Genomic DNA, 22,376 nt, shown 5'->3' on the forward strand with positions numbered 1-22,376 from the left:
CCTTCGGCTGCCCGGCCCCGGCAGCCCGGGGCCGGGTCGGCCGGGGACCCTAGGACTCGCACACCTTGTTGTCGTCCGGGACCTTGCCGTCGAGCAGATAGTCGTTGATCGTGCCGTCCACGCAGTCGCTGCCGTTGCCGTACGCCCCGTGGCCCTCGCCCTTCCACGTCAGGTGCACGCCCACGCCCTTGCCCAGCTCGTCCGCCATTTTCCGCGCGCCCTCGTACGGCGTCGCCGGGTCGCCGGTGTTGCCGACGACCAGGACGGGGTCGGCGCCGGGCGCGCTCACCTCGGGGCTGTCGTGCAGCCCGGCCACCGGCCACTCGTGGCACCAGCCCGCCGTGTCCCAGCCCATGAACGTGCCGAACAGCGGGGATATCTCACGGAACCGGTCGAGGTTCGCCTTCGCCTGCTCCGGCGTCGGCCGCTCCTTGCCGTCCCGGCAGGAGATCGCGCGCTGCGAATGGGCCTGTGTGCTGTAACGCCCGGACGCGTCCCGTTCGTTGTACGCGTCGGCCAGCTGAAGCAGCGCCGTGCCGTTGCCCTTCTCCGCCTCCTCCAGGGCGTTGGTCAGCGCGGGCCAGGTCTGCTTGCTGTACAGCGTGACCGTGATGCCGGTCGTCGCCAGGGACTCGCTGAGCTTCCGCCCGGGGGTGTCCGTGCGCAGCGGCTTCGCGTCGATGCGGCGCAGCAGGTCGACGATCTTCTTCGTGCCGGCCTTCGGGTCCTGGCCGTTGGCCTTCAGGTAGTTGTCGAGGGCGCGCTGGAAGCCGCGCGCCTGGTTCTCGGCGTGGCCGACCCCGCCCGCCGTCGGGTCCACCACCGCGTCGAGCGTGAGGCGGCCGACCTTCTTGGGGAACAAGTGGGCGTACGTACCGCCGAGTTCGGTGCCGTACGAGATGCCGAAGTAGTGCAGCTTGGCGTCGCCGAGGACCTGGCGCATCACGTCCATGTCGCGGGCGGCCTCGGCCGTGGAGACGTGCGGGAGCAGCTTCTTCGCGGAGCGCGCGCAGCCCGCGCCGAAGTCCGCGGCGTCCTTGAAGTACGCCTTCTCCTCGGCCGGGGTGTCCGGCGTGAGGTCGGTCCGCTCCGCGGCCTGCGTGTCCTTGTCGCTGCGGCAGCGCACGCCCTCGCTGGCGCCCACTCCGCGGGGGTCGAAGCTCACCAGGTCGTACCGCTCGCGGAGCTTGCTGTAGCCATCGGCGAAGGACGGCAGCATGGAGACGCCGGAGCCGCCCGGGCCGCCGAAGTTGAACAGGAGCGAGCCGATGCGGTCGCCCTCGCCGGTGGACTTGGCGCGGATCAGCGCGACGCCGATGGTCTCGCCGTCCGGCTTCTCGTAGTCGAGCGGAACCTTGAGGGTGGCGCACTGCCACTCGTCGCCCGGCGCCTGCTCGCCGCCCGAGGCCTTGCAGCCGCCCCAGTCGAGCTTCTGCGTCGTGACGGCCGCGGGCAGCGTGGAGGAGGGGTCGGGGCGCGGCGCCGGGTCGGCGCCCGTGGGCCCCGGCCGCTTCCCGTCGGACCTGTCCTCGTCGTCGGACGAGCCACCGCATCCCACGGCGAGCCCGGCCACCAGAACACCTGCGGCGGCCAGAGCTGCTGACCGTACGAAACGCGGCATGACGCTTCCCCCCTCGGAAGGCAGTCAGGCCATAGTAGGCACGGCCACTGACAAGGGCTCCGGCGGGCGGTCAGGAGCAGACCGTGCCCGCCTTCGGCACCGTGCCGTTCAGGAGATAGCCGTCCACGGCGCCCCGCACGCACTTGTTCTTGCTGTCGTACGCTCCGTGGCCCTCGCCCTTGTACGTCAGCTCGACGCCGACGCCCTCGCCGAGCGCGTCGACCATCTTGCGCGCGCCCTCGTACGGCGTGGCCGGGTCGCCGGTGTTGCCGATGACGAGGACGGGGGCCGCGCCCGACGCGCTCACGTCCGGGTGGTCGGCCGCGCCGTCGACGGCCCAGTCGGAGCAGTTGACCATGCCCCAGGCCAGGTAGTCGCCGAACAGGGGCGAGGCCTCGCGGAACTCGGGCAGCTTCTTCTCGACGTCCTCGGGGGTGTAGCGCGGCTTGTCGTCGGCGCAGTTGATGGCGACGTTCGCGGCCTGGAGGTTGCTGTACTCGCCGTTCTCGCTGCGCCCGTTCATCGAGTCGGACAGGACCATCAGGATCTTGCCGTCGCCGTCGTAGGCGTCCTCCAGGCCCTGGGTGAGGTAGGGCCAGAAGTCCTTGGAATACAGGGCCTGCGCGATGCCGTTCGTCGCCGCGGTCTGGGTCAGCTCGCGCGGCGGCAGGGCGGGCAGCGGCTTCTTGTCGAGGTCCTTGAGGAGCTTGGCGATGCGGTCCTTGACGTCCTGCTCGTCGTCCCCGACGGGGCAGTCGTCGGCCTGCGACGCGCAGTCCTCGGCGAAGTTGTCCAGCGCCCGCTGGAAGCCCTTGGCCTGCCCGAGCGAGCCCTGCTCCGGTGTCTCCGTGGGGTCGACCACCGCGTCGAACACCGCGCGGCCCACGTTCTTGGGGAACAAGTGGGCGTACACGCCGCCGAGTTCGGTGCCGTAGGAGATGCCGAAGTAGTGCAGCTTGTCGTCGCCGAGCACCTGGCGCATCAGGTCCATGTCGCGGGCCGCGTCGGTGGTGCGCACATGGGGGAGGACCTTCTTGGAGTTCTTCTCGCACGCCCCGTTGAAGCTCTTGACGTTGTCCATGAGCTTGTCGCGCTCGGCGGCGTCGTCGGGGGTCGCGTCCTGCTGGTAGTACGCGTCGAGCTGCTCGTCGTCCTCGCACTTCACGCCCGCGCTGCGGCCGACGCCGCGCGGGTCGAAGCTCACCAGGTCGTAGCGGGTGCGCAGCTTCGCGTAGTCCGTGCCGAACGCGGGCAGCGTGGTGACGCCCGAGCCGCCGGGGCCGCCGAAGTTGAAGATCAGCGAGCCGATGCGCCGGTCCTCGTCGCCGCTCGCCTTCGCCCGGATCAGCGCGAGGTCGACGGTGTCGCCCTTGGGCTCGTCCCAGTCGAGCGGCGCCTTCATGGTCGAGCACTGCCACTCGGCGCCGCCGGGCAGCGGCGAGGGCGCGTCCCCGCCGCCCTCCGCCGCGGACGGGGCCGGGCAGTCCTTCCAGCTGAGCTTCTGGTCCGGCAGGGCCGTGTCCGAGGAACCGGAGTCGGAGTCGCCGCACGCGGCGAGCGCGGCGGTCAGCAGGACGGCGGTGGCGGCCATGGCCTTGGCGCGCGGCGGGAGCTTGGGCATGGCTCCATCCTGCGGGGGCGGCGGCCCTGCCGCTCGGGACACGGGCCGTGCGGGTGACCTCCCGGTGTGCGGCCCGCTACGGAGACCTGTGCCTACAGGGCCCGCTACGGAGACCTGTGCCTACAACAGGCCCTTACGGGTGAGATGGTTGAAGAACAGCCACCCGGGGAGCACCGGCAGCCACAGCGTGAGCAGTCGGTACAGGAGCACGGCGGGCGCCGCCACGTCCTTCGGCACGCCCACCGCGATGAGGCCGAACGTCAGGGTCGCCTCGACGGCGCCGACGCCGCCCGGGGTGGGCGCCGCCGAGCCGAGCGCGTTGCCCGCGAGGAAGACCACCGCGACGCTGGCCAGGCTCAGGGTGCCCATCTCCTCGCTGGCGAAGGCCCGCACCGAGGCATCCAGACAGAGCACGAAGAGGAACGTCAGGAGCAGCATGCCGCCGATGCCGGTGAGCAGCTTCTGCGGCCGCTGCAGGACGTCGAGCATGCGCGGCACGACACCCGCGAACAGCGACCGCACGCGCGTGACGACGAACTTCCGCAGGAACGGGATGGCGGTCACCACGAGGACGAGCACCGCGACCGTCAGGAGGCCCGCGATGACCGTACGGGACGGGGTCAGCGTCGGCGTCTTCTGCGTGCCGGTGACGTACCCGAAGATCAGCAGCAGCAGGATGTGCGAGCCGAGGCCGAAGAGCTGCGAGGCGCCGACGCTCGCCACCGCGAGCCCCGAGCGCACTCCCGAGCGCTGGAGGAAGCGGGTGTTCAGCGCCACGCCGCCCACCGCCGCGGGCGCCACGATCTTCACGAAGGACCCGGCGACCTGCGCGGACACGGCCCGCAGGAACGGCACCCGCTCCGGCACGAAGCCGAGCAGGCTCATCGCCGCGGCGAAGTAGCTGAGCGCCGAGAACGCCACGGCGGCGGCCACCCAGCCCCACTCGGCCTCTCCGAAGATGGTGCCGAAGTCGATGTGCGTGAGCTGGGACAGCAGGAAGTACGCGCCGAAGGCGCCGGCGATGAAGCTGATCAGCGTGCGCGGCCTGATCCGCTCCAGCTGCGCCGGTTCCACGGGGGCCGTCGGCCGGATCAGCAGCACCTGGTGGCGGATCTGGGTGAGCAGGTCCTCCTCGCGGGCCTGCTCCAGGGCCTCGTCTATGGCCTGCTTCTCAGCCTGCTTCTCGGCGCGCAGGGACTTGCGGGCGGCGACCGTCTCGGTCTTGCGGGCGGCTCCCGGGTCGGCGGTGCGGGCGGCGATCGGGTCCGTCTTGCGGACGGTGACGGGGTCGTCGGGGCGGGTGGTGGCGGGGTCGGGGGCGAGGGCGGACTCGGTGGCGCCGGTGGCTTCGGTGGTCCCAGCGGTCCCGGTGTCTTCGGTCGTCGTCGCCGCGCTCTCGGCTTCCGCGCTCTCGGCCTCCGTGCGGGCCGCCTTCGCCTTGCGTGAGGCCTCCAGGACGGCGTCCCGCTCCCGCTGGGCGCGCTCGCGGGCCCGCTTGCGCAGCGTCCCGCGTGTGGAGCGGGTCAGCGCGATCGGCTGGAGCAGCGGCAGACAGTCCGCCACGGCGTCCGGGCCGAGGACCTCGACGGCCGTGGCGACGGCGCGTTCCGCGCCGACCCGCAGGCCGAAGGCCGTCAGGAGCTGCGCGATGTCCATGCGCAGGACCAGGTCGCCGGCCGCGATCTCGCCGCCCCGGAGATCCGTCAGGATCACCGTGCCGGAACGATCCACCAGGATCGCGTCACCCGCGAGCCTGCGGTGCGCGATCCGGCGCGACTGGAGGGCCTTGACCTGGCGCCAGGTGTCGCACAGCAGCTCGTCGGTGAGGGCCGCGTCCGGCAGCGAGTCCAGGGAGCGGCCGCCCGTGTGCTCGTACACGAGGATGACGGCGTCCGGGCCCAGCTCGGAGGTGGCGATGAGCTTGGGCGCGTTCGCCCCGGCCGCGATCGCCGCGTACGCGAGGAGGGCCTCCTGCTCCAGGGCCTGGCGCAGCGACTGGAGGCTGCGGCGCTGGGTGATGCCGCGCAGCGTCAGCCTGCGCCACACCCGGTAGAAGAAGCCCTGCGCCTGTTGTTCGCGGTCGATGACCGTGACGTCGAGGGGTGGGCCTTCCTCCAGCGTCACGAAGTAGCGTCTGCCGCGGTTGTCCTGGTCGGAGGCGTCGCCGGACTCCTCACGGGCCGCGCTCACTGGCCGGAAGCCGACGTGCCGGAGGCCCGCGAGCAGGGTCTGCCCTGTGGGCTGCACGTTCGGCGAGCCGACCGCGTACAGCGTGCCGTAGGCGACGGTCCAGCCGATGAGCACCGTCAGGATGATCGAGAACGGTGTCGTGTTCCCCGACACCAGCATCGTGAAGGCTTCGAGCAGCAGCACCACGAGCAGCACGACGCGCCAGCGCGGCCTGCGGGACATGCCCACGGCCGTCATGTACGCGATGACCGGCGCGAGATAGCCGTGCACCGGGTCCGTGAGCGAGTTGATGTCACCCGGCGAGGGCTGGGTGAGGGCGTCCTGGATGGACTCCGGGGCGGCCTTGGCCACCCACAGGTCGGTGGCCAGCGTCACGCCGTGCGCGAGCACCGCCGCGAGGACCCCGTCGGCGATGCGCAGCCCGTCGCGTTTGATCAGACGCTCGATCGCGAACGCCACCGGGACGAGCAGCACCCCGATGCTCGCGGTGAGCCCCGCCAGCTTCATCAGCAGGTCCGGGGGCTCACCCGTGCCCGCGTTGATGTCCTGCTCCAGGCCCGACGTCGTGCCGTGCGCGAACGCGGAGATCAGGAGCAGGGCGGCGATCGCCAGGATGCCGACGAGCAGCCGCATGAGGTCGGAGGGGCGGTGCACGCGCGCGGGGAGGAGGGGTTCGTCGCCCTCGACGCGCTCGGAGTGGGGGTCGTCGTCGACTTCGGCGCAGTCGTGGGGGGCGGGCTCGGTGGGCTTGGCGGGGGACTCGTCGTGGGATGACTCGGGCCGGGAGGGCTCGGGCGGGGACGGCTCCGGAGACTCGCCGCGGGACGGCTCGGCGGACTCGTCCTGGGGCTTCACGACCAGCTCATCGGTGTCCGGGCGCGCCGTGTCCGCAGAGGTGCCAGCCGTCTTGTCGGAATGCACGCCCTGCTGCTCCGTCGCCTCTTCTTGATCTCGTATCACCAGTCACCGCCCGCACGATGGTGGCATGCCCCGCTGACAACGGGGGGCATCAGGGGGCAATCTGGGGGCGCGAAACGGTCACGATTTGCCACTTCGTCCCTCGTCGCACGCCCTACCGCACCCTCTGTCGTGGAGCCGTCACCATGTCGGTGCCATGCGGCAGGATGGGCCGGATGAGCGAGGAGAGCCGACCGGAACCGGAGCTGGTGGACCACCCCGACGTACCCGAGTACCCCGAGTACGCGGAACGGGTGCTCGATGTGGCGGAGCGCATTCCGCCGGGCCGGGTGATGACGTACGGAGACGTCGCCGAGTGGCTGGAGGAGGGTGGCCCGCGCCAGGTCGGCCGGGTGATGGCGCTCTACGGCGGCGCGGTGCCGTGGTGGCGCGTGGTGCGCTCGGACGGCGTGCTGCTGCCGGGACACGAACTGCGGGCCCTGGAGGCGTACCGCGCGGAGGGCACGCCGCTGCGGGAGCCGGGCCGGGCGTCGGAGCGGAGCATGCCGCGCCTTGACATGCGCAGGGCGCGGTGGGACGGCGGAGCGGTGGCCGCGGCGGACGTGACGGTCACGAAAGGCGCGACAGGCGCGGCGGACGTGACAGACACGACAGGCACGGCAGCCGTGACAGACGTGGCTCCGGAGGCTCACACCTGACAGCTTCCGGCACGCGCGGGCCGGGCGGCGGCCCCGAGGTCCGTACGGGGGAAGCCACGCGCCCCGCTCATCCGCTGGCGTAGCGTCGACAGCACGCATTCACACTCACCCCGCAGCTGACACGCAGCCGCACCTCGACCCGTTAGACCCACCAGGACCGGCGATCCACGTGAGCTCCCTTTCATCCGCCCGGCACGCCCGGCACCCGTCGCACCTTCGGGTACGACAGGGGACTCCGGGTGCCTATCGCCTTGTGCGTACGCCTCCGGTCCTCGCGGATCCCCCTCAGCTGGACGCACGGCAGCGCTCCGTGGTTGACCACGCGGGCGGTCCGCTGCTCGTTCTCGCAGGTCCGGGCACTGGCAAGACCACCACGCTGGTGGAGGCGGTGGCCGCGCGGGTGGCCAAGGGGACCGATCCCGAGCGCGTCCTCGTGCTCACGTTCAGCCGCCGGGCGGCGGTCGAGCTGCGCGACCGCATGGCGCGGCGCATCGGCGCCGCCGACGCCCCGCAGGCCACCACGTTCCACTCGTTCTGCTACGCCCTCGTCCGCGCCCACCAGGACGCCGACCTCTTCGTGGAACCCCTGCGACTCCTTTCGGGACCCGAGCAGGACGTGGCGGTGCGCGAACTCCTCGCGGGCCAGACCGACCTGGCGCGCGAGGGCCTGGCGCGGGTGCGCTGGCCGGACGAGCTGCGCGCCTGCCTGACCACGCGCGGCTTCGCCGACGAGGTCCGCGCGGTGCTCGCGCGCAGCCGCGAACTGGGCCTCGGCCCGGACGCCCTGGACGCCTTCGCCCGGCGCGGCGGCAGGCCGGACTGGCGCGCGGCGGCGGCCTTCCTCGCCGAGTACCTGGACGTGCTCGACCTCCAAGGGGTGCTCGACTACGCGGAGCTGGTCCACCGCGCGGTGCTGCTCGCCCGCCGCCCCGAGGTCGCCGGGGCGCTCGCCGCCCAGTACGACGCGGTGTTCGTGGACGAGTACCAGGACACGGATCCCTCGCAGGTGCGGCTGCTGCACGCGCTCGCGGGCGGCGGGCGCGACCTCGTCGCCTTCGGAGACCCCGATCAGTCGATCTACGCCTTCCGGGGCGCCGATGTGAACGGCATCCTCCGCTTCCCGTCCGACTTCCCGCGCGCGGACGGCACCGAGGCGCCGGTCGAGGTCCTGACGTCGTCCCGGCGTTCCGGCGCACGGCTCCTCGCGGCGACCCGTCTCGTCACCGCGCGCATGCCGCTCACCCGGCTGCCCGCGGAGAAGGTGCGCGCCCACCGCGAGCTGACGGCCGTCCGGGACGGCGGCCGCGTCGACGTCCGTACGTACCCCACCGCCGGCACGGAACTGGACAACATCGCGGACATCCTGCGCCGCGCGCACCTGGAGGACGGCGTCCCCTGGAACGAGATGGCCGTCCTCGTCCGTGCGGGCGCCCGCACGATCCCCTCCCTCCGCCGCGCCCTCACCGCGGCGGGCGTCCCCCTGGACATAGACGGCGACGACATCGCCCTGCGCCACGAGCCCGCCGTGACGGCACTGCTCACGGCGCTGCGGGCGGTGGCTCGGGCGGAGTCGGAGGTGGCGTCCCAAGCCGAGGCGGAGCCTACGGAGATGGCGTCCGACGTCACGCGCGAACCTCCGGAGGAGGTGTCCGAAGCAGAGGCTGAAGGCTCGGAGGGGGCGTCCGAAGCAGAGGCCGAAGGCTCGGAGGGGGTGTCCGAGACCGGGGCGGACTCCTCGGAGCCGTCGTCCGAAGCCGCGCCCGAGTCCCCGCAGCCGTCCCCCGCAGCCGTGCCGGAATCCACCGAGCCGTCCCCCGGCGGCCCCCGCGAAGCCGAACCCACCGTCCCCGCCTGGCTCGACACCGAGACCGCTCTCACCCTGCTCACCTCCCCCCTCGCGGCCATGGACGCCGCCGACCTGCGGCGCCTCGGGCGGGCCCTGCGCGAGGAGGAGCGGGCCGCGGGCAACCACGTCCCGCCGCCGTCCGACGAGCTCCTCGCCCGCGCCCTCGCCGAGCCGGAGCGGCTGACAGCGCACGACCCCTCGTACGCGAAGGGGGCCCAGCGGCTCGGCGAGCTCCTGAGCCGGGCCAGGAAGCGGCTGGCGGACGGCGGCACCGCCGAGCAGGCGCTGTGGGACCTGTGGGACGGCACGCCCTGGCCGCGGCGCCTGGAGCGCGCCGCGCGGCGCGGCGGCGCGGCGGGGCGCAACGCCGACCGCGACCTCGACGCGGTGTGCGCCCTGTTCGCGACCGCGGCCCGCGCCGAGGAGCGCACCGGCGGGCGCGGCGCCCTGAACTTCCTCGACGAGATCGAGGCGCAGGACATCGCCGCGGACACGCTGACGCGCCGCGCGGCGCGCCCCGACGCCGTACGCCTGATGACGGCACACCGCTCCAAGGGCCTGGAGTGGCGGCTCGTGGTGGTCGCGGGCGTCCAGGAAGGCCTCTGGCCGGACCTGCGCCGCCGCGGCTCCCTCCTCGAGGCCGACCGCATCGGGCGCGACGGCATCGCCGAGCCCCTGACCCCGGGAGCGCTCCTCTCCGAAGAGCGCAGGCTGTTCTACGTGGCCGCCACGCGCGCGCGGGAGCGCCTCGTCGTCACCGCTGTCAAGGCGCCCGCCGACGACGGCGACCAGCCCTCCCGCTTCCTCACCGAACTCGGCGTCGAACCGAAGGACGTGACCGGCCGCCCACGCCGCCCGCTCTCGGTCTCCGCGCTCGTCGCGGAGCTGCGGGCCACCACCGTCGACCCGCACGTGTCGGACGCCCTGCGCGCGGCCGCCGCCCAGCGCCTGGCCCGTCTCGCGGCGCTCACCGACGCCGACGAGCGCCCCCTGGTGCCGTCCGCGCACCCGCACCGCTGGTGGGGGATGTTCGAGCCGACGGCGAGCGCGGTGCCCCTGCGGGACCGCGACAAGCCCGTCGCGCTCTCCGGGAGCGCGCTCGACCAGCTCGCCAACACGTGCGCCCTGCAGTGGTTCCTGGGCCGCGAGGTGAAGGCCGACGCGCCCGCGACGGCCGCCCAGGGCTTCGGCAACGTCGTGCACGTCCTCGCCGACGAGGTCGCGTCCGGGCGCACGCCCGCCGACCTAGACGTCCTCATGGAACGCCTCGAATCCGTCTGGGACGCCCTCGTCTTCGACGCCCCCTGGAAGTCGGACCAGGAGAAGGAGCACGCGCGTGTGGCGCTCGAACGCTTCCTCCAGTGGCACGTCAGCGGTGCCCACACGGGCCGCACCCCGGTCGCCAGTGAGCACGACTTCGACGTGACGCTCGAAGCGGGCCCCTACGAAGTACGCGTACGCGGCTCCATGGACCGCGTCGAACGCGACGGCGAAGGCCGCGCCTACGTAGTCGACTTCAAGACCGGCAAACAGTCCCCGAGCGCAGCCGACGTCGAGCGCCACCCCCAACTGGCCGTCTACCAGCTCGCCGTGCGCGAGGGCGCCGCGGACGACGTCTTCGAAGGCGTACGCCCCGACGTGGGCGGCGCGGAACTGGTCCAGCTGCGCCAGGGCGCGGCCAAGAAGGACGGCGGTGACGCGCTGCCGAAGGTCCAGGCCCAGGAGCCGCTGTCCGGCGACTGGGTCGGCGACCTCCTCGCCACGGCGGCGGGCAAGGTCCTCGACGAGCGCTTCACGCCCGTCACGGGCCAGCACTGCACGCACTGCGCCTTCCGCGCCTCGTGCAGCGCCCGCCCGGAGGGCAGGCAAGTCGTGGAGTGACCGGCGCGCAGCCGCCGGTGGCCAACGTCACGTCCGCTCACCCGTGCCTCATAGCACTCCCACAGGCCATCTAAAGTCTCGCTGAACTGAACGTCTTTCCTAGGAGAAGCACACATGGCAGCCAACCGGAAGCTCCTGGCAGTGGCAGCCGCCTGCGCCGCCGTCGTCATCGGCGTCACGGGCTGCGGCGGCGACAATGGCGGCGACAAGGACCCCTTCGAGGGCATGAGCGCCGACAAGATCGCCAAGAAGGCTTCCAAGACCTCCAAGAACGCGGGCTCCTTCACGATGAAGAGCCAGGTCAAGGAGAGCACCGGGCAGGCCACCGGCGAGTTCACCGTCGCCAAGGGCGGCGACTGCAAGGCCACGATCGACTCGGGCAAGCAGGGCCACTCCGAGATCCTCACCGTCGGCGATGCCTCGTACATGAAGGCCGACGAGAAGTACTGGAAGACGACCGCCGGCGCCACGATCGCCGGGCGCGTCAAGGGACGTTGGGTGAAGGCGCCCTCCAAGGGAGACAGCGCCTGCGCCCTCGGCGACATGTTCGAGAGCAAGAAGTTCAAGAACCTCAAGCGTGAGAAGGACGCCGAGGTCGACGGCAAGAAGGCCGCAGTCCTCGTCAAGAAGAAGGGCGACGAGACCACCACCTTCTACGTCGCCATGGAGGGCAAGCCCTACTTCCTGAAGGTCACCAACGACGGCGACGAGAAGGGCACGGCGACCTTCAGTGGCTACGGCGAGCCCGTCGACGTCAAGGCCCCGGCGCCCGGCGAGGTCGTCGACCAGAAGCAGCTGGCCGGACTCTGATCCGCCCCGCTCCTGTGACGGCGGCCACGGACGCGCGCGGCGGCGACGGACGATCCCGTCCCGCCCCGACTGTCAGTGGCCGCCGCTAGCCTCTCTGACGTGTCTCCTCGCCTCACCGACCCCGAGCAGCTCAAAGAGCTCCTCGGTATCCCGTTCACCCCGGAGCAGACGGCCTGCATCACCGCGCCGCCCGCCCCGCAGGTGATCGTGGCCGGAGCCGGGTCGGGGAAGACGACGGTGATGGCCGCGCGCGTGGTGTGGCTGGTCGGCACCGGGCAGGTCGCCCCGGAGCAGGTGCTCGGCCTGACGTTCACGAACAAGGCGGCGGGCGAGCTCGCCGAGCGGGTGCGCAAGGCGCTGATCAAGGCGGGCGTCACCGACCCGGAGACCGTCGATCCGGACAACCCTCCGGGCGAGCCGGTCATCTCCACGTACCACGCGTTCGCGGGCCGCCTCCTCACCGACCACGGCCTGCGCATCGGCCTGGAGCCCACCGCCCGCCTCCTCGCCGACGCCACCCGCTTCCAGCTCGCCGCCCGCGTCCTGCGCGAGGCCCCGGGACCGTATCCCGCGCTGACCCGCTCCTTCCCCGACCTCGTCAGCGACCTGCTCACGCTCGACGGCGAGCTGGCCGAGCACCTGGTGGCACCCGACCGCCTCCGGGCGCACGACGTGGACCTGCTCCGCACCCTGGCGGGCGCCAAGCTCACCAACGCCGACCTGCGCAAGGTCCCCGAGACGGCCACCGCCCGCCTCCAGCTCGCCGAGCTCGTCGACCGGTACCGCACGGCGAAGCGCGCCCGCGACCTCCTCGACTTCGGCGACCAGATCGCCCACTCCGCGACCCTCGCCCGCACCCGCCCGGAGGTCGGCGAGATCCTGCGCGAGGAGTTCCGCGTCGTCCTCCTCGACGAGTACCAGGACACGTCGGTGGCCCAGCGCGTCCTCCTCGCGGGCCTGTTCGGCGGCGGCACCGGCCACCCCGTGACGGCGGTCGGCGACCCCTGCCAGGCAATCTACGGCTGGCGCGGCGCCTCCGTGGCCAACCTCGACGACTTCCCCGACCACTTCGCGCACGCCGACGGCCGCCCCGCCACGCGCCACGCCCTCAGCGAGAACCGCCGCAGCGGCGGCCGCCTCCTCGACCTCGCCAACGGCCTGGCCGCGCCGCTGCGCGCCCTGCACGCGGGCGTGGAGGCCCTGCGGCCCGCCCCGGGCGCCGAGCGCGACGGCAGCGTGCGCTGCGCCCTGCTGCGCACGCACAGCGAGGAGATCGACTGGATCGCCGACTCCCTCGCCCACCTCGTGGCCACCGGCAAGGCCCCCGGTGAGATCGCCGTCCTGTGCCGCACGGCCGGCGACTTCGCCGAGATCCAGGCCGCCCTCGTCGCCCGCGACATCCCCGTCGAGGTCGTCGGCCTGTCCGGCCTGCTGCACCTGCCCGAGGTCGCCGACCTCGTCGCCGTCTGCGAAGTCCTCCAGGACCCGGGCGCCAACGCCTCCCTGGTGCGGCTCCTGACCGGCCCCCGCTGGCGGATCGGCCCGCGCGACCTCGCCCTCCTGGGCCGCCGCGCCCGCCTCCTCGTGCGGCACAGCGCGCCCGAAGGACCCGAGGACGCCGACCGGCGGCTCGCCGAGGCCGTCGAGGGCGTCGACCCGTCCGAGGTGATATCGCTCGCGGACGCCCTCGACACGTTCCTGGAGACCCCCGGCGACGGCTCCGGGGACGACGGGCTGCCGTTCTCCGCCGAGGCCCGGGTGCGGTTCGCGCGCCTCGCCACCGAACTGCGCGACCTGCGCCGCTCCCTGGCCGACCCGCTCCTCGACGTCCTGCACCGCGTGCTCGCCGTCACCGGCCTGGAGGTCGAGCTCTCCGCGTCCCCGCACGCCCTGGCTGCCCGCCGCCGCGAGACCCTGTCGAACTTCCTGGACATCGCCGCGTCCTTCGCCGCCAACGACCCCTCGGCCTCCCTGCTCGCCTTCCTCGGCTTCCTGCGCACCGCCGCCCAGTACGAGAAGGGCCTCGACAACGCCCTGCCCGGCGGCGAGAACACCGTCAAGGTCCTCACCGCCCACAAGTCCAAGGGCCTGGAGTGGGACGTCGTCGCCGTGCCCGGCCTGGTCACCGGCACGTTCCCGAGCACGCAGGGCCGCGAGAAGTGGACGGCCCAGGCCAAGGTCGTCCCGCACGCCCTGCGCGGGGACGCCGACACGCTCCCCGACGTCGGCGCGTGGGACGCCAAGGGCATGAAGGCCTTCCACGCCGAGATGAAGGACCACCAGCACACCGAGGAACTGCGCCTCGGGTACGTGACGTTCACCCGCCCCCGCAGCCTCCTGCTCGGCTCGGGCCACTGGTGGGGCCCCACCCAGAAGAAGCCCCGCGGCCCGTCCGACTTCCTCACCGCCCTGTACGACCACTGCGCCGCGGGGCACGGCGAGATCGAGGCCTGGGCGGACGCGCCGGCCGAGGACGAGGAGAACCCGGCGCTGCACGAGAAGACCGCCGACCACGCCTGGCCGCTGCCCCTCGACGCCGACTCCCTGACCCGCCGCCGCGCCGCCGCGGACACCGTCCTCGCCCACCTGGACCGCCTCACGGCCGACAACGCCCGCTCCCACGAGGATCCCCACCCCGCCGCGGGCGACCCCGTCTCCGCGTACGCCGCCGAGCCCCCGGAGTACGCGACGGACCCGGACTGGCCGCCCCCGCCGGACGACGACGAGATCGACGCCTACGAAGGCCGTGCCGACGTCTACGAAGGCGATGCCGACGTCTACGAAGGCGACGTTTTCGGGGACGACGCCACCCACGGAACGGGCACCGAGGACCCCTCGGAGTGGCACTCCTGGTCCACGGAGCGCCCGACGTCCCCGGGGCACCCGACGTCTCCGGGGCACCCGACATCCCCGGGGCGGTCGGCGTCCGCGCAGCGCCCCGCGTCCACGGAGCCCCCGACCCCGCCCCACCCGAGGCACACCACCTCCGACGAGACGGCCCCCACCACGGACGCCATCCCGCACGCCCGCACCCCCCAGGCGCCCCCGCGCCTCACCCCGGAGGAATCCCGCACCCTCGCCTCCTGGGACCGCGACCTGGACGCCCTGACCGGCGAGCTGCTTCGGGCCCGCGAGAGCGTCCGCGACGTCCTCCTGCCGACCACGCTCACCGCCTCCCAGCTCCTTCGCCTCGCCGGTGACCCGGACGCCCTCGCGCAGGAGCTCGCGCGGCCCATGCCCCGGCCGCCGCAGCCCGCGGCCCGCCGCGGCACCCGCTTCCACGCCTGGGTGCAGGCACGCTTCGAGGAGCTGCGGCTGCCCATGCTCGGCCCGGACGAGCTGCCGGGCGGCGGCCCCGGCGAGGCGGAGATCGCGGACGAACGCGACCTGGAGGCGCTCAAGGAGGCCTTCGAGCGCACCGAGTACGCCCGTCGCACCCCCCACCGCGTCGAGTACCCCTTCCAGATCGCCCTCGCGGGCCGCGTCATCCGCGGCCGCATGGACGCCGTCTACAAGCACGGCGACGGCGACGACACCACGTACGAGATCCTCGACTGGAAGACCGGTCACACCCAGGACGCCGACCCCCTCCAGCTCGCCGTCTACCGCCTCGCGTGGGCCGAGCAGCACGACCTGCCGCCCGAGTCCGTGGGGGCCGCGTTCCTCTACGTGCGCAGCGGCGAGACCGTCCGCCCGGCGAACCTGCCGGGCCGGGCCGAGCTGGAGCGGATGCTGCTCGGCGAGGCCGCAGCGGCCGCCGGACAGCGGGGTGACCGGCCGCCCGACCGGAGCACTCCCGCGGGCCGATAGGCTCGTGACCATGAGCAAGACCGTCAACAGCTCTGACAGTGTCGTCAGCGCCGTCCGCGCGTACCTGGACGACCACCGTGCCGCCTTCCTCGACGACCTCGCCGAGTGGCTGCGCGTCCCGTCCGTGTCGGCACAGCCCGACCACGCGCCCGACGTGCGCCGCAGCGCCGACTGGCTCGCCGCGCGGCTCACGTCGACCGGCTTCCCGACGGTCGAGGTGTGGGAGACGGCCGACGCCCCCGCGGTGTTCGCCGAGTGGCCCTCCGGAGACCCGGACGCGCCCACCGTCCTCGTCTACGGCCACCACGACGTGCAGCCCGCCGCCGTCGAGGACGGCTGGGACACCGACCCCTTCGAGCCCGTCGTCCGCGACAACCGCCTCTACGCGCGCGGGGCAGCCGACGACAAGGGCCAGGTCTTCTTCCACACCCTCGGCGTCCGCGCCCACCTCGCCGTCACCGGCCGCAGCGCGCCCGCGGTGAACCTGAAGCTGCTCGTCGAGGGCGAGGAGGAGTCCGGCTCCCCGAACTTCCGCGCCCTGGTCGAGGAGCGCGCCGAGCGCCTCGCCGCCGACGCGGTGATCGTCTCCGACACCGGCATGTGGTCCAAGGACACCCCCACGGTGTGCACGGGCATGCGGGGCCTCGCCGAGTGCGAGATCGAGCTTTCGGGACCCGACCAGGACATCCACTCCGGCTCCTTCGGCGGCGCCGTGCCCAACCCGGCGACGGCCGCCGCCCGCCTCGTGGCCGCCCTGCACGACGAGCACGCGCGCGTGGCCGTGCCCGGCTTCTACGAAGGCATCGTCGAGCTGACCGACCGCGAGCGCGAGCTCTTCGCCGAGCTGCCGTTCGACGAGGCCGAGTGGCTGCGTACGGCGAAGTCGCACGCGCCCTACGGAGAGGCCGGACACAGCACCCTGGAGCGCATCTGGGCCCGCCCGACCGCCGAGGTCAACGGCATCGGCGGCGGCTACCAAGGCCCCGGCGGCAAGACGATCATCCCGTCGAGCGCCTTCCTGAAGCTCTCCTTCCGGCTGGTCGCCGGCCAGGACCCGGAGCGCGTCGAGAAGGCCGTCCGCGCGTGGGTGGCCGACCAGCTGCCCGCCGGCATCGGGCACACGATCACCTTCAGCGGGGCCACGCGCCCCTGTCTGACGCCCCTGGACCACCCGGCGCTGCAGTCCGTCGTCCGCGCCATGGGCCGCGCCTTCGAGCAGGACATCCGCTTCACCCGGGAGGGCGGCTCGGGACCCGCCGCCGACCTCCAGGACGTCCTCGGGGCGCCCGTGCTCTTCCTCGGCATCTCCATTCCCTCGGACGGCTGGCACGCGCCGAACGAGAAGGTCGAGCTCGATCTGCTCCTGAAGGGCGCCGAGACAAGCGCCTACCTGTGGGGCGACCTCGCGGAGCACTGGCGCGGCGCCCACTGAACCGGCGAAACGCCTCGCGCACCGCGATGCACACTGAAGAGACCCGCTCGCTGAACCACCCATTCCATCGGGGGAGTTGGAAGCACCAGTGACCACCTGGACCGACCGCGCAGCTGACCGTCCCGTCTCGCTCACCGCGCCGAGCGGCATCGACCGCGCGGCCCACCACCGTCTCGACGAGGCCTGGCTCGCCGCCGCGTGGAGCCACCCCTCGACCCGGGTCTTCGTGGTGTCCGGCGGCCAGGTGCTCATCGACGAGACCCCCGAAGGACGCACGGAACTCGTGATGACCCCGTCGTTCGAGGCGCCCCTCACCGAGGCGCACCGCTACTTCCTGGGGACCGACGACGACGGTGTGAGCTACTTCGCGCTCCAGAAGGACGCGCTGCCCGGACGCATGGACGCCTCCGCGCGCGCGGCGGGCCTGCGCGAAGCGGGCCTGCTGCTCTCCCCGCGCGACGCGGGCCTGATGGTGCACGCCGTGGCCCTGGAGAACTGGCAGCGCATGCACCGCTTCTGCTCGCGCTGCGGCGAGCGCACGGTCATCGCGGCGGCCGGCCACATCCGCCGCTGCCAGGCCTGCGGCGCCGAGCACTACCCGCGCACCGACCCCGCCGTGATCATGCTGGTGACGGACAGCGAGGACCGCGCGCTCCTCGGCCGTCAGGTGCACTGGCCCGAGGGCCGCTTCTCGACCCTCGCGGGCTTCGTGGAGCCGGGCGAGTCGATCGAGCAGTCCGTGCGCCGCGAGGTCTTCGAGGAGGCGGGCGTCACGGTCGGCGACGTCGAGTACGTCGCGAGCCAGCCCTGGCCGTTCCCCTCCAGCCTGATGCTGGGCTTCATGGCGAGCGCCACGTCCTCGGAGATCAACGTCGACGGCGAGGAGATCCACGAGGCGCGCTGGTTCTCCCGCGACGACCTGCGGGCCGCCTTCGAGTCCGGGGAGGTCCTGCCTCCCTACGGCATCTCGATTGCGGCCCGCTTGATCGAGCTCTGGTACGGCAAGCCCCTGCCGAGGCCCGGCACGCTCGGCTGAGCCGGGCGGCCGACCGGCCCGTGGGTCAGGCGGCGAGCTTCTGCTTCACCTGGGCCAGCGAGGGGTTGGTCAGCGTCGAGCCGTCCGGGAAGAGAACGGTGGGAACCGTCTGGTTGCCGCCGTTCGCCTTCTCGACGAAGGCCGCGGAGTCCGGGTCGTGCTCGATGTTGATCTCTTCGTACGTGATGCCCTCGCGGTCCATCTGGCTCTTCAGCCTGCGGCAGTAGCCGCACCACGTGGTGCTGTACATCGTCACAGTGCCCGGCATGTCTCTCGCGCTCCTTAAGCCTCGGGGTGCGTCACCGCACGTCGTGTGCGTAGCCGCACTGACTCGAACGTACGCGACCCGGTCACCATTCCCGCATTAGTACGACTGCGAGCGCCCCCCTGTGGACAACCGGCACGGCCGCCTCGTGGGACCTGGCAGCATGGCGGGGTGACAGCAGCAACGCACTCCACCCTCTTCCCCCGGGTCCCGGACACGGCCGACGCGGTGCTCGACGGGCTCGACCCGGAGCAGCGCGAGGTCGCCACCGCCCTGCACGGGCCGGTGTGCGTGCTCGCGGGCGCGGGCACGGGCAAGACCCGCGCCATCACGCACCGCATCGCCTATGGCGTGCGGGCCGGGATCCTCCAGCCCCACAGCGTGCTCGCCGTCACGTTCACCAACCGCGCGGCCGGGGAGATGCGCGGCCGCCTGCGCCAGCTCGGTGCCACCGGCGTCCAGGCGCGCACGTTCCACTCCGCCGCCCTGCGCCAGCTCCAGTACTTCTGGCCCAAGGCCGTCGGCGGTTCGCTGCCCCGCCTCGTCGAGCGCAAGGTCCAGCTCGTCGCCGAGGCCGCGGCGGCCTGCCGCGTCCGCCTCGACCGCAACGAACTGCGGGATGTGACCGGCGAGATCGAGTGGTCCAAGGTCACCCAGACCGTCCCCGCCGACTACGCCGCCGTCGCGGCCAAGTCCGGCCGCGACACCCCCCGCGACCCCGCCGAGATCTCCCAGCTCTACGCGGCGTACGAGGACCTCAAGCGCGACCGCTCGGTCATCGACTTCGAGGACGTCCTGCTCCTGGCCGTCGGCATCCTCCAGGACCGCCACGACATCGCCGACCAGGTCCGCTCCCAGTACCAGCACTTCGTGGTCGACGAGTACCAGGACGTGAGCCCGCTCCAGCAGCGCCTCCTGGAGCTGTGGCTCGGCGACCGCGACAACCTGTGCGTCGTCGGCGACGCCAGCCAGACGATCTACTCCTTCACCGGCGCGACCCCCGACCACCTGCTGAACTTCCGCACCCGCCACCCGGGCGCCACCCTCGTCAAGCTCGTCCGGGACTACCGCTCCACGCCCCAGGTCGTCCACCTCGCCAACGGCCTGCTCTCCCAGGCCGTCGGCCGCGCCGCCGACCACCGCCTCGAACTGGTCTCGCAGCGCGAGCGCGGCACCGACCCCGTCTACACGGAGTACGCGGACGAGCCCGCCGAGGCCGAGGGCGCCGCCCGCCGCATCCGCGCCCTGATCGCCGACGGCGTCCCCGCAGGCGACATCGCGATCCTCTTCCGCACGAACTCCCAGTCGGAGATCTACGAACAGGCCCTCGCCGACCTGGGCATCCCCTACCTGCTCCGCGGGGCCGAGCGCTTCTTCGAGCGCACCGAGGTCCGCGAGGCGGGCGCGGCCCTGCGCGGCGCCGCCCGCTTCGGCGGCAACGACACCCTCCTGGACGACATGGTCGACCTGCCCTCGCAGGTGCGGGCCGTGCTCTCCACCAAGGGCTGGACGACCAAGGCGCCCGCGGGCTCCGGCGCGGTCCGCGACCGCTGGGAGTCGCTGGCCGCCCTGGTGCGCCTCGCCGAGGACTTCGCCGCCGCCCGGCCCGACGCCACCCTGGCCGACCTCGTGGCCGAGCTGGACGAGCGCGCCGCCGCGCAGCACGCGCCCACCGTCGAGGGCGTCACGCTGGCCTCCCTGCACGCCGCGAAGGGCCTGGAGTGGGACGCCGTGTTCCTGGTCGGCCTGGCCGAGGGCATGATGCCGATCACGTACGCCAAGACCGCCGAGCAGGTCGAGGAGGAGCGCAGGCTCCTGTACGTGGGCGTGACCCGCGCCCGCGTCCACCTCTCCCTGTCCTGGGCCCTCTCCCGGTCCCCTGGCGGCCGCGCCGGCCGCCGGGCCAGCCGCTTCCTCGACGGCCTGCGCCCCGGCTCGGGCGCGGCCGCGGGGTCGCGCGCGGCGGGCGGACCCGGCGGCATCGAGCGCGGCACCGGCCGGAGCGGGGAGCCCGGCGCTCCCGGGGCGCCCCGGGAGCGCCCGCGGCGGCCGCAGCCCCGCGCGCTGCCGTGTCTGCGGCCGCACCCTCACCGACGCCGGTGAGATGAAGCTCATGCGCTGCGAGGACTGCCCGTCGGACATGGACGAAGGGCTCTACGAACGGCTCCTCGAGTGGCGATCGGGCCAGGCGAGGCGCCTGGGACAGCCCCCGTTCTGCGTCTTCACGGACAAAACCTTGATCGCCATCGCGGAGGCCGTGCCGGAGGACGAGGGCGAGCTGGCCCGCATCCCGGGCGTCGTCGTCCGCAAGCTGCGTCACTTCGGCGCCGACGTCCTCGCTATCTGTGCAGGTCAGGAGCTTGCGGAGGGCGACGAGGCGAACTGATTCAAACTCGTCGAAAAAATAGTTTGCGCATGCGCAAGGAAGACCCATAGGTTCTTAAGCACGGGAACGGCGGCTTCTCCGAAGCCCTGGTCCCGTGCTGTACTTGTCAGTCCGAGGAACGGTTTCGGCCGCTCCCCTAGACGCCGAGAGGAGGCGATTCCAGTGATCAGCAACAACAAGAGCTTCATCAGCACCGTCAAAATGACCGATCGCTCGGTCGTCGCTTCCTGCCTGCTCGGCTTCTCGAACCAGGGCACCGGTCTGTCCGTCGGCAACGCCGCTCCGTCTCTCGGCAGCGCCGCCGTGCGTCCGGCCGCCCCCGCCCTGCCTCTGTCGGGTCTTGAGATCCGCGAGGGCAATGAGCGACCGACCAAGGCATCGGAAGCAGTAGCGACGGCACAGGCACAGGCCTATGTCTTCGCGGCAGCCGGTGCCGGATTCCGGAACAAGACGCAGCAGCAGCACCACACGATGTGGGCCTTCCGTGGGCTCGAACCCTGGAGTGATCCAGTCTGATCTCGATCAGACCGGCGCCTTCAGGGCCGCGGAACCCCACCCGGGATCCGCGGCCCTTCTGTTTTCCCCAAAACCGGGAGACAGAGCGAAGGGGCTGAGCAAGACCCGGTACCAGCCGCCAACCGGCCGACCCAGGCCGGCACGACCAGACGAGGAAAACACCACCGTGCAACTCGAAGCGCACGCCCCGTCCGTACCGCCTTCAGACACTCTCCCGCCGCCCGCACCCACGGAGGACCCGACCTTGACTCCCCTCACCGCGCTCACCGCGCTCGACGACGCCATCGAGAACCTCGGCGTACCCGTCCCCTGCCGTGCCTACGACCCGGAGGTCTTCTTCGCCGAGTCCCCGGCCGACGTCGAGTACGCCAAGTCCCTCTGCCGTACCTGCCCGCTGATGGAGGCCTGCCTGGCCGGCGCCAAGGAGCGGCGTGAGCCGTGGGGCGTCTGGGGCGGCGAGCTGTTCGTCCAGGGCGTGGTCGTCGCCCGCAAGCGGCCGCGTGGCCGTCCGCGGAAGAACCCGGTCGTGGCATGAGTACCGCCGGAACGATCGATCGCCCCGTGACGCACGACCCCAAGAAGCAGGCCCCGATGAAGGCACCCACGAGCGAGCCCAGTGGCTCCGCCATCTCAGACTTCACCACCACCGGCGCGACCGGCTCGCGCCAGAACAGGACCCGCGAAATGCAACTCATCCCAGAAGCCCTGGCCCGTGCGCATATGCACGAACGCCTGCGTGAGGCCGAGGAGAACCGCCCGGCCGCGCGCCTGATCGCGGCCCGCCGCATGCAGCGCCGCGCCGAGCGCGCGTCCCTGCGCGCGAGGCGTGCCCTCGCCATCGCGGTCATGCAGTAGTCCTGCGAATCCGCGAGAACCGCGGCGGCCGCGAGGTCCCTGGCCGCCGCGGCAGGCACGACATGCACGGCACCACGACATGCACGGCAGCGCGGCGCACACGGCGCCCGCGGCACAGGCACAGACGAAGCTCCCGGTGAGCTTCACGGAATCACCCCGCGGGGGCCGGTCCGAACGGACCGGCCCCCGCGGTGCGTTGTGCGCACCGATCCTCCGGTGGCGGCGATAGGGTCGCCGCGTGGACCAGCAGCCTCCTGAACCTGCGGACGCCCGGCACGACGTCGAGAACGACACCGAGAACGTCGTGTGCTTCCGCTGCGGCACGGTCGCCGACGGCCGGCCCCCGACATGGATCTGCTCCGTGGAGAACGGCGCCCGGCACTACTTCTGCGACGCCTGCTCCCGGGACAACATCCGGGCCATCGAGGGACGACTCGACTCCGCCTGGTGGTGAGCCGCCCCTTGGTCCGACGGCGGCCCGGCCCGCCCGG

At 72.8% G+C, this 22,376-nt stretch carries 13 protein-coding genes and 2 pseudogenes; 11 read left to right on the top strand and 4 right to left on the bottom strand.

From position 1 onward, the window contains the following. Positions 1-49: 49 nt before the first annotated feature. From AB6L24_RS31285 to AB6L24_RS31295, 3 genes are all read right to left on the bottom strand, one after another. Positions 50-1,621, bottom strand: coding sequence for an alpha/beta hydrolase (locus tag AB6L24_RS31285; RefSeq protein ID WP_405660849.1), 1,572 nt, complete (start codon positions 1,619-1,621; stop codon positions 50-52). A 70-nt stretch (positions 1,622-1,691) separates the two neighbouring features. Continuing rightward, complete coding sequence (locus tag AB6L24_RS31290) at positions 1,692-3,242, bottom strand: alpha/beta hydrolase (RefSeq protein ID WP_405660852.1); 1,551 nt, start codon at positions 3,240-3,242, stop codon at positions 1,692-1,694. Positions 3,243-3,362: 120 nt separating this feature from the next. Next, positions 3,363-6,392, bottom strand: a complete 3,030-nt coding sequence (locus AB6L24_RS31295) for a YbhN family protein (RefSeq protein WP_405660854.1) — start codon at positions 6,390-6,392, stop codon at positions 3,363-3,365. Positions 6,393-6,565: 173 nt separating this feature from the next. On the opposite strand from AB6L24_RS31295, the pseudogene AB6L24_RS31300 reads away from it, so the two are divergent. From AB6L24_RS31300 to nudC, 6 genes and pseudogenes are all read left to right on the top strand, one after another. Continuing rightward, positions 6,566-6,943, top strand: a pseudogene (locus AB6L24_RS31300) (MGMT family protein); the annotation flags it as partial. A 274-nt stretch (positions 6,944-7,217) separates the two neighbouring features. Next, a complete protein-coding gene (locus tag AB6L24_RS31305; protein WP_405660856.1) occupies positions 7,218-10,775 on the top strand; it encodes a UvrD-helicase domain-containing protein in 3,558 nt (1,185 codons plus the stop codon). Positions 10,776-10,889: 114 nt separating this feature from the next. Continuing rightward, on the top strand, positions 10,890-11,585 hold the full coding sequence (locus tag AB6L24_RS31310; protein WP_405660858.1) for a hypothetical protein: 696 nt from the start codon (positions 10,890-10,892) through the stop codon (positions 11,583-11,585). 99 nt (positions 11,586-11,684) lie between these two features. After that, entirely contained in the window at positions 11,685-15,395 is a 3,711-nt protein-coding gene (locus tag AB6L24_RS31315; protein ID WP_405660862.1) for a UvrD-helicase domain-containing protein, read from the top strand. A 10-nt stretch (positions 15,396-15,405) separates the two neighbouring features. After that, positions 15,406-16,827, top strand: coding sequence for a dipeptidase (locus AB6L24_RS31320; RefSeq protein WP_030359814.1), 1,422 nt, complete (start codon positions 15,406-15,408; stop codon positions 16,825-16,827). An 88-nt stretch (positions 16,828-16,915) separates the two neighbouring features. Beyond that, positions 16,916-17,863 carry an NAD(+) diphosphatase gene (gene nudC, locus AB6L24_RS31325; protein WP_405660865.1) on the top strand — a complete coding sequence of 316 codons (948 nt, stop codon included), beginning with the start codon at positions 16,916-16,918 and terminating at the stop codon, positions 17,861-17,863. Positions 17,864-17,888: 25 nt separating this feature from the next. Here nudC and AB6L24_RS31330 read toward each other — a convergent pair whose 3' ends face one another. After that, on the bottom strand, positions 17,889-18,131 hold the full coding sequence (locus tag AB6L24_RS31330; RefSeq protein ID WP_030359816.1) for a mycoredoxin: 243 nt from the start codon (positions 18,129-18,131) through the stop codon (positions 17,889-17,891). Between the two features lie 168 nt (positions 18,132-18,299). On the opposite strand from AB6L24_RS31330, the pseudogene AB6L24_RS31335 reads away from it, so the two are divergent. The 5 genes and pseudogenes from AB6L24_RS31335 (at position 18,300) to AB6L24_RS31355 (ending at position 22,339) form a co-directional block, all read left to right on the top strand. Further along, positions 18,300-20,514: pseudogene (locus AB6L24_RS31335) on the top strand (ATP-dependent DNA helicase UvrD2). Positions 20,515-20,676: 162 nt separating this feature from the next. Further along, a complete protein-coding gene (locus tag AB6L24_RS31340; RefSeq protein ID WP_380857530.1) occupies positions 20,677-21,030 on the top strand; it encodes a hypothetical protein in 354 nt (117 codons plus the stop codon). Positions 21,031-21,196: 166 nt separating this feature from the next. After that, a complete protein-coding gene (locus AB6L24_RS31345; RefSeq protein ID WP_030359819.1) occupies positions 21,197-21,565 on the top strand; it encodes a WhiB family transcriptional regulator in 369 nt (122 codons plus the stop codon). Further along, complete coding sequence (locus AB6L24_RS31350) at positions 21,562-21,885, top strand: hypothetical protein (RefSeq protein WP_405660868.1); 324 nt, start codon at positions 21,562-21,564, stop codon at positions 21,883-21,885. Before AB6L24_RS31345 ends, AB6L24_RS31350 begins: the two co-directional genes overlap by 4 nt. A gap of 238 nt (positions 21,886-22,123) precedes the next feature. Further along, entirely contained in the window at positions 22,124-22,339 is a 216-nt protein-coding gene (locus AB6L24_RS31355) for a hypothetical protein (RefSeq protein ID WP_380857524.1), read from the top strand. The last annotated feature ends 37 nt before the right edge of the window (positions 22,340-22,376 follow it).

The sequence above is a fragment of the Streptomyces sp. RK9 genome (assembly GCF_045070545.1).
Lineage (GTDB): Bacteria > Actinomycetota > Actinomycetes > Streptomycetales > Streptomycetaceae > Streptomyces > Streptomyces alboflavus.